The sequence below is a fragment of the Klebsiella sp. MS 92-3 genome, assembly GCF_000195655.1.
Lineage (GTDB): Bacteria > Pseudomonadota > Gammaproteobacteria > Enterobacterales > Enterobacteriaceae > Klebsiella > Klebsiella pneumoniae.
The window spans coordinates 10,496-18,569 of record NZ_GL882834.1; the positions used below are offsets into that span (position 1 = coordinate 10,496).

Genomic DNA, 8,074 nt, shown 5'->3' on the forward strand with positions numbered 1-8,074 from the left:
CGCGTTTTCGACACGGCTTTTCAGCTTCTGACCGGGTCTGAAGGTCACCACGCGCCGGGCTGTAATGGGAATATCCTCCCCCGTCTTCGGGTTACGTCCCGGGCGTTGGTTTTTATCCCGCAAATCGAAGTTGCCGAACCCGGAGAGTTTGACCTGTTCTCCGTTTTCCAGAGCACGACGGATCTCTTCGAAAAACAACTCGACCAGTTCTTTGGCATCCCGCTTGCTAAGCCCAAGCTTATCAAACAGATATTCTGACATTTCAGCTTTTGTAAGCGCCATAGGTTCAATCCCTCAATGATGCCTGGAATCGCTCTTTTAATGCCTCTACACATCTGGCAACGGTAGCGGCAATCTCCTCTTCTTCGAGTGTACGGCTGGTATCCTGCAGGATCAGGCTAATCGCAAGGCTCTTATACCCTTCCGCCACACCCTTACCACGGTACACGTCAAATAAGTTTACGCCAACTACCTGATTTACGCCAACTTTCTTACATTCGGCTAAAACATCGGCGGCAGCCACGTTTTCCGCGACCAGCACCGCGATGTCGCGACGGTTCGCCGGGAAGCGGGAAATATCGCGCGCCTGAGGCACCACGCGGTCTGCGAGCTTGTTCCACTCCAGTTCGAACACCAGAGTGCGACCGTTCAGATCCAGTTTACGTTCCAGCTCAGGATGAACAACCCCAATGAAACCAATGCGTTCACCTTTAAGATAAATCGCTGCGGATTGTCCCGGATGCAGCGCGGTGGTCGCTTCAGCACGGAATTCGATATCCGCTAATTTTCCGGTTAAATCCAGAACGGCTTCCAGATCGCCTTTCAGATCATAGAAATCGACCGTCTCTTTCGCCAGTGTCCAGTGCTCTTCGTAGCGGTTGCCGCAGATCGCCCCGGCCAGCATCACATCCTGACGAATGCCCAGCGGCGCATTGGTGTCCGGCACAAAGCGCAGGCCGCTCTCAAAGATGCGCACCCGGCTCTGCTGACGGTTCTGGTTGTAGACCACGGTGCCCAGCAGGCCGGTCCACAGCGACAGGCGCATCGCCGACATTTCGCTGGAGATCGGGCTTGGCAGGATCAGCGCCTCTTCCCCGGCGTGGATCAGCTGCTGGACTTTCGGGTCGACGAAGCTGTAGGTGATCACTTCCTGATAGCCTTTGTCGTTCAGCAGCGTTTTCACGCGCTTCAGCGACAGGTCCGCTTCGCGGTGGGTTCCCATGATCAGACCCGCCTGCACCGGCTCGTCAGGAATGTTGTTGTAGCCGTAAACGCGAGCCACTTCTTCAACCAGATCTTCTTCGATCTCCATGTCGAAACGCCAGCTCGGCGCAACCGCCTGCCATTCGCCCTCGCCAACCGTCACTTCGCAGCCGAGGCGCTGCAGAATGTCGGTGACCTGCGCGTCAGCGATATGGTGGCCAATCAGGCGATCCAGCTTGCTGCGACGCAGCGTAATGGTGGCGCGTGTTGGTAGATTCTCTTTGCTGGTAACGTCAATGACCGGGCCGGCTTCACCGCCGCAGAGGTCGATCAGCAGACGGGTTGCACGCTCCAGCGCTTTATACTGCAGGGCCGGATCGACGCCGCGCTCATAGCGGTGAGAGGCATCGGTGTGCAGGCCATGACGGCGCGCGCGGCCGGTAATGGACAGCGGGCTGAAGAACGCGCATTCCAGCAGCACGTTCTGGGTTTCGTCGTTAACGCCGGAGTGTTCCCCGCCGAAGATCCCCCCCATCGCCAGCGCTTTGTTATGGTCTGCAATGACCAGCGTGTCGCTGTCGAGCTTTGCTTCAGAGCCATCGAGCAGGACCAGGGTTTCCCCTTCTTTCGCCATGCGCACCACGATCCCGCCTTCAATACGGTCGCGGTCAAAGGCGTGCATCGGCTGGCCCAGCTCAAGCAGCACATAGTTGGTCACGTCAACCACCGCGTCGATGGAGCGGATCCCGCAGCGGCGCAGCTTCTCTTTCATCCACAGCGGCGTCGGCGCTTTGACGTTGATACCTTTCACCACGCGCCCCAGATAGCGCGGGCAAGCCTGCGGCGCGTCAACCTGAATCGGCAGCACGTCGTCAATCGTCGCGGCAACCGGCGTGATTTCCGGCGCGTTCAGCGGCGCTTTGTTCAGGACAGCGACATCGCGCGCCACACCGATGATGCCCAGGCAGTCGGCGCGGTTTGGCGTGACGCTGATTTCGATGGTGTTATCGTCAAGCTTGAGGTATTCGCGAATATCGGTGCCGATGGGCGCATCTGCCGGCAGCTCGATGATACCGCTATGGTCGTCGGAAATACCCAGCTCGGAGAAGGAGCACAGCATCCCCTCAGACGGCTCGCCGCGCAGCTTCGCGGCCTTGATTTTGAAATCGCCCGGCAGCACGGCGCCGATGGTGGCTACCGCGACCTTTAGCCCCTGACGGCAGTTTGGCGCGCCGCAGACGATGTCCAGCAGGCGTTCGCCGCCGACGTTGACTTTGGTGACGCGCAGTTTGTCGGCGTTCGGGTGCTGACCGCACTCCACCACTTCACCGACAACGACGCCGTTGAAGCTGCCGGCGACCGGCTCAACGCCATCTACTTCGAGGCCCGCCATGGTGATCTGATCGGAAAGCGCTTCGCTGTCGATCGCCGGGTTAACCCATTCGCGTAACCACAGTTCACTGAATTTCATTGTTCTGTCCTGCCCTTATTTAAACTGTTTGAGGAAACGCAGATCGTTTTCGAAGAACGCGCGCAGATCGGTGACGCCATAGCGCAGCATGGTCAGACGCTCCATGCCCATGCCGAAGGCGAAGCCGGAGTAGACTTCCGGATCGATACCCACGTTACGCAGCACGTTCGGGTGCACCATCCCGCAGCCCAGCACTTCCAGCCATTTGCCGTTTTTACCCATTACGTCAACTTCCGCAGACGGTTCGGTGAACGGGAAGTAGGACGGACGGAAGCGGACCTGCAGATCTTCTTCAAAGAAGTTGTTCAGGAAGTCGTGCAGCGTCCCTTTCAGGTTGGTGAAGCTGATATTTTTATCAACGATCAGACCTTCCATCTGATGGAACATCGGGGTGTGGGTCTGATCGTAGTCGTTACGATAGACGCGGCCCGGCGCGATAATACGGATAGGCGGCTGCTGGTTTTCCATGGTGCGGATCTGCACGCCGGAGGTCTGCGTACGCAGCAGGCGAGTGGCATCGAACCAGAAAGTGTCGTGGTCAGCGCGCGCCGGATGGTGACCCGGAATATTCAGCGCATCGAAGTTGTGGTAATCGTCTTCGATTTCCGGGCCCGTCGCCACGGTAAAGCCGAGCTCACCGAAGAAACTTTCAATACGGTCGATGGTGCGAGTAACCGGATGCAGGCCGCCGTTTTCAATGCGGCGACCCGGCAGCGAGACGTCAATGGTCTCTGCGGCCAGACGCGCATTCAGCGCTGCGCCTTCCAGTTCAGCTTTACGCGCGTTCAGCGCCTGCTGCACCTGCTCTTTCGCCTCGTTGATGACCGCACCGGCTGCCGGACGCTCTTCCGGCGGCAGCTCACGCAGGGTGGTCATTTGCAGGGTCAGATGCCCTTTTTTACCCAGGTATTCCACGCGGACGTTGTCCAGCGCAGCAACATCTGATGCCTCGTTAATGGCTGCCTTGGCACTGGCAACCAGCTCTGCGAGATGTGACATGGTTTTCCTCATTATGTCGGTGCAGACACCGGTTATAGTGAAATTAATATTCCGAATCCATATACGAAAAAAGCCTCCACAGGGGAGGCTTTCTGGCGCTGTTTTCCGTTTCTTCTTTCACGCGCAAGCCCCCTGAGTTCAGGTGCTAAAGTAAAAAAAGAAGCGGAAAATAGCAGCATTCATGCTTGCATTACCTTGTCTGGTAAGAAACGTCAGAGCTGTATTGAAAAGCCTGCGCCGATAAAAGTCAATGTATTGATGGTGTTGAAACGAAAAGAGGGAGACAAGCTCCCTCTTTCAACTGGCTTATGCCAGAGCTGCTTTCGCTTTTTCGACCAGAGCGGTGAACGCTACTTTGTCGAATACAGCGATGTCAGCCAGGATCTTACGGTCGATTTCAACAGAGGCTTTTTTCAGGCCATTGATGAATTTGCTGTAAGAAATACCGTTCTGACGTGCTGCTGCGTTGATACGTGCAATCCACAGTTGACGGAACTGACGTTTACGTTGACGACGGTCACGGTAAGCGTACTGACCAGCTTTGATAACAGCCTGGAAGGCAACGCGGTATACGCGAGAACGCGCACCGTAGTAGCCTTTAGCTTGTTTCAAAATTTTCTTGTGACGTGCACGTGCAATTACACCACGTTTTACGCGAGCCATGTGTGCTCTCCTGTATCTATTCTAAGTTAAAAAAGTTAAACGTTAACGACTTATGCGTACGGCAGGCACGCGATAACCAGGCCCAGATCGCCTTTGGAAACCATGGCTTTCGGACGCAGGTGACGTTTACGCTTGGTAGCTTTTTTAGTCAGAATGTGACGCAGGTTAGCGTGCTTGTGCTTAAAACCACCTTTACCGGTTTTTTTGAAGCGCTTAGCAGCACCGCGTACGGTCTTAATTTTTGGCATTTTAATAACTTCCACTTCGCATTGTTAATAAACGAAACAAAGGCGAACAAAACCAGTGAGCCGAAGCCCACCGGAAATGTTTCTTGATGGCCTTACTGTTTCTTCTTAGGAGCGAGCACCATGATCATCTGGCGGCCTTCGATCTTCGTTGGGAAGGATTCGACTACTGCCAGTTCAACCAGATCGTCTTTCACGCGGTTAAGCACTTCCATACCGATCTGCTGGTGGGCCATCTCACGACCGCGGAAACGCAGCGTGATCTTGGCCTTATCGCCATCTTCGAGAAAGCGAATCAGGCTGCGGAGTTTTACCTGATAGTCACCTTCATCAGTACCAGGGCGGAATTTAATTTCCTTAACCTGGATAACTTTCTGCTTCTTCTTCTGTTCCTTAGAAGACTTACTCTTTTCATAAAGGAACTTGCCGTAGTCCATGATACGACAAACTGGCGGCTCGGCGTTAGGGCTGATTTCAACTAAATCTACTCCAGCCTCTTCAGCCTTTTCGATAGCTTCTCTCAGACTCACAATTCCCAGCTGCTCACCTTCCAGACCTGTTAAGCGAACTTCCTGGGCGCGAATTTCGCCATTGATACGGTTAGGGCGCGCCGTTTGAACTCGTTTTCCGCCTTTAATACCTTATTCCTCCAGTTGTTGAAGACTGCGGCTGCGAATCTCTTGTTGCAGCTTCTCGATCACTTCATTTACGTCCATGCTGCCGAGGTCTTTCCCGCGACGGGTGCGCACGGCCACTTTGCCGGCTTCGACTTCTTTGTCGCCACAGACCAACATATACGGGACACGACGTAAAGTGTGCTCGCGGATTTTAAAGCCAATCTTCTCATTTCTCAAGTCTGCTTTTACACGAATGCCCGCATTTTGTAGTTTACGCGTCAATTCGTTAACGTATTCAGCCTGAGAATCGGTAATATTCATGACCACTACCTGCACTGGTGCAATCCAGGTTGGGAAGAAGCCTGCGAACTCTTCGGTCAGGATGCCAATGAAGCGCTCCAGAGAACCGAGAATCGCACGGTGAATCATGACCGGCACCTGACGCTCGTTGTTTTCGCCCACATAGGAGGCGCTTAAACGCTGCGGCAGAGAGAAGTCCAGCTGTACGGTACCGCACTGCCATGCACGATCGAGGCAGTCATACAGGGTAAATTCAATTTTCGGGCCGTAGAACGCCCCTTCACCCAGTTGATATTCAAATGGGATGTTATTTTCTTCCAGCGCCACCGCCAGATCCGCTTCCGCGCGATCCCAGGTCTCGTCGCTACCGATACGTTTTTCCGGGCGAGTCGACAGTTTGACGACGATCTTCTCGAAGCCAAAGGTGCTGTACATATCGTAGACCATACGAATACAGGCGTTCACTTCATCGCGAACCTGATCTTCAGTACAGAAGATATGTGCATCATCCTGGGTAAAGCCGCGAACGCGCATCAGACCATGCAGCGCGCCAGACGGTTCGTTACGGTGGCAGCTACCGAATTCCGCCATACGCAGCGGCAGGTCGCGGTAGGATTTCAGCCCCTGGTTGAAGATCTGCACGTGACCCGGGCAGTTCATCGGCTTGATACAGTATTCACGGTTCTCAGAAGAGGTGGTGAACATCGCATCTTTGTAGTTGTCCCAGTGGCCGGTTTTTTCCCACAGCACACGGTCCATCATGAACGGACCTTTTACTTCCTGATACTGGTACTCTTTCAGTTTAGAACGAACAAACGTTTCCAGTTCACGGAAGATGGTCCAGCCGTCATTGTGCCAGAACACCATCCCCGGCGCCTCTTCCTGCATGTGATACAGGTCGAGCTGCTTACCGATTTTACGGTGGTCACGCTTGGCGGCTTCTTCCAGACGCTGCAGGTAGGCATTCAGCGCTTTTTTATCTGCCCACGCGGTGCCGTAGATACGCTGCAACATTTTATTGTTGCTGTCGCCGCGCCAGTAGGCTCCGGCGGTTTTCATCAGCTTAAAGTGATGGCAGAAGCGCATGTTCGGTACGTGCGGACCGCGGCACATATCGATATATTCTTCATGATGATACAGGCCAGGCTTGTCATCATGGGCAATGTTTTCATCAAGAATAGAAACTTTATAGCTTTCGCCGCGTTTCACGAAGGTTTCACGCGCTTCATGCCAGCTCACTTTCTTCTTGATAACGTCGTAGTTTTTCTCGGCGAGCTCATGCATACGTTTTTCGAGCGCGTCGATATCTTCCTGGGTCAGGGTGTGGTCGAGGTCTACGTCATAGTAGAAACCATTATCGACAACCGGACCGATAGCCATTTTGGTGTTGGGCCACAGCTGTTTGATGGCATGGCCTAACAGGTGCGCGCAGGAGTGACGAATGATCTCCAGCCCTTCTTCATCTTTCGCGGTGATGATAGAGAGAGTGGAATCGGATTCGATCGGGTCACAGGCGTCTACCAGTTCACCGTTTACCCGCCCGGCAATGGTGGCTTTCGCCAGGCCTGGACCGATATCCAGCGCGACATCCATCGGACTAACTGCGTGGTCAAAATGGCGTTGGCTGCCATCAGGAAGCGTAATTACAGGCATTTTATGTCCTTATTTGCAGTGGTGCCCCGCACGAAAGAGCACATACAAAACTATATAATCATAATTATCATCAGGTTAAGGCGCAGTTCCCGCTTCACTCTGCGAAAATAGGAGCACGACCGGAACGATCGCTCCCCCCTGCAGCCGCCTGCTGATAACACCGGGGAGTAGTTTACACATCATTGGTACGTGATTAAAGCCGCAACAGCATAAATGATGGCGGAATGCGGAGAAAACAAGAGGGCCACGGATAAAAAGCAGAATATAAGCGATGTGGCGCGGTAATATTAGCCAATGGCGCCGGACGATATTATTCGGACATGATAAAAGAGACGTGGAGATATTGCCTGCTGAATGTATACCGCGGGCCATTAAACCGGTACCACTTAACCCGGCTTATTAGACCGCTCGCGAAACGATAGCCTGCAATATTAAGACCACTCGCCGGCCACCAGCGTATGCACATTAAAGGCGTCGTTCATGGATTTTCCGGTGGTAGGGGCGCCGGGCGCAATATTCGAACCAGCCTCAACGTCAGAGGCTTTGGCGATACCTACCTGGGTATGATCCTGATGACCCGATGGCGGAACGGGCGTGGCGGCTGATGCGCCAAAAGAAAGCACGCACAGCGCCAGGGCTGCGATGGTATATCGATTGTTTTTCATGATGTTTATTCTCTTATTACGGAAAACAGACTGGGCAATGTCGCCCTCCGGTCAGTGGTTGTTAGTATAGATCCAGATCACATATTTGTCCGTCGAATATTTAGCTATTTGTGTCAAATAGAATGAATATTTGTCAGGCGCTCGTGAATAATGGAGAAAAAATGGAGGGCTATTTCCTTTTTACAAAAAGTAAAACGAACGGCCAGAAAAAATAATATCACTAATTGCTAAAACCAAAACGAACAGGGCCGGGGGAAA

Annotated in this window: 9 protein-coding genes and 1 other annotated feature; all 9 genes read right to left on the reverse strand. The window is 53.5% G+C overall.

Translation table 11 applies throughout. The annotated features are described in order from the left end of the window. Nucleotides 1–282 (reverse strand): integration host factor subunit alpha (gene ihfA / locus HMPREF9538_RS08385; RefSeq protein WP_009485712.1); only part of this gene is annotated, 282 nt, incomplete at its 3' end. Between the two features lie 4 nt (nucleotides 283–286). Next, a complete protein-coding gene (gene pheT, locus HMPREF9538_RS08380; RefSeq protein ID WP_002909101.1) occupies nucleotides 287–2,674 on the reverse strand; it encodes a phenylalanine--tRNA ligase subunit beta in 2,388 nt (795 codons plus the stop codon). 15 nt (nucleotides 2,675–2,689) lie between these two features. Beyond that, nucleotides 2,690–3,673: a phenylalanine--tRNA ligase subunit alpha gene (pheS, locus tag HMPREF9538_RS08375; RefSeq protein ID WP_002909105.1), complete on the reverse strand. Its 984-nt coding sequence runs from the start codon at nucleotides 3,671–3,673 to the stop codon at nucleotides 2,690–2,692. Nucleotides 3,674–3,736: 63 nt separating this feature from the next. Further along, nucleotides 3,737–3,861, reverse strand: a sequence feature (Phe leader region). Beyond that, complete coding sequence (gene pheM, locus HMPREF9538_RS32380; RefSeq protein WP_001386830.1) at nucleotides 3,812–3,856, reverse strand: pheST operon leader peptide PheM; 45 nt, start codon at nucleotides 3,854–3,856, stop codon at nucleotides 3,812–3,814. It overlaps the preceding feature by 45 nt. Before the next feature lie 118 nt (nucleotides 3,862–3,979). Further along, entirely contained in the window at nucleotides 3,980–4,336 is a 357-nt protein-coding gene (gene rplT, locus HMPREF9538_RS08370; protein ID WP_000124850.1) for a 50S ribosomal protein L20, read from the reverse strand. A gap of 50 nt (nucleotides 4,337–4,386) precedes the next feature. After that, nucleotides 4,387–4,584 carry a 50S ribosomal protein L35 gene (gene rpmI / locus HMPREF9538_RS08365; RefSeq protein WP_001124225.1) on the reverse strand — a complete coding sequence of 66 codons (198 nt, stop codon included), beginning with the start codon at nucleotides 4,582–4,584 and terminating at the stop codon, nucleotides 4,387–4,389. A gap of 92 nt (nucleotides 4,585–4,676) precedes the next feature. Continuing rightward, nucleotides 4,677–5,219, reverse strand: a complete 543-nt coding sequence (gene infC, locus HMPREF9538_RS0128095) for a translation initiation factor IF-3 (RefSeq protein WP_004189469.1) — start codon at nucleotides 5,217–5,219, stop codon at nucleotides 4,677–4,679. 3 nt (nucleotides 5,220–5,222) lie between these two features. Then, nucleotides 5,223–7,151: a threonine--tRNA ligase gene (thrS, locus tag HMPREF9538_RS08360; RefSeq protein WP_002910026.1), complete on the reverse strand. Its 1,929-nt coding sequence runs from the start codon at nucleotides 7,149–7,151 to the stop codon at nucleotides 5,223–5,225. 431 nt (nucleotides 7,152–7,582) lie between these two features. Continuing rightward, nucleotides 7,583–7,816 (reverse strand): hypothetical protein, encoded by a 234-nt coding sequence (locus HMPREF9538_RS08355; RefSeq protein WP_002910028.1) that lies wholly within the window; start codon nucleotides 7,814–7,816, stop codon nucleotides 7,583–7,585. Between the last annotated feature and the right edge of the window lie 258 nt (nucleotides 7,817–8,074).

Coding starts and splice junctions, on each gene's coding strand:
- rpmI (WP_001124225.1), bottom strand. CDS start 4,584: ATGCCAAAAATTAAGACCGTACGCGGTGCTGCTAAGCGCTTCAAAAAA.
- pheS (WP_002909105.1), bottom strand. CDS start 3,673: ATGTCACATCTCGCAGAGCTGGTTGCCAGTGCCAAGGCAGCCATTAAC.
- thrS (WP_002910026.1), bottom strand. CDS start 7,151: ATGCCTGTAATTACGCTTCCTGATGGCAGCCAACGCCATTTTGACCAC.
- pheT (WP_002909101.1), bottom strand. CDS start 2,674: ATGAAATTCAGTGAACTGTGGTTACGCGAATGGGTTAACCCGGCGATC.
- HMPREF9538_RS08355 (WP_002910028.1), bottom strand. CDS start 7,816: ATGAAAAACAATCGATATACCATCGCAGCCCTGGCGCTGTGCGTGCTT.
- rplT (WP_000124850.1), bottom strand. CDS start 4,336: ATGGCTCGCGTAAAACGTGGTGTAATTGCACGTGCACGTCACAAGAAA.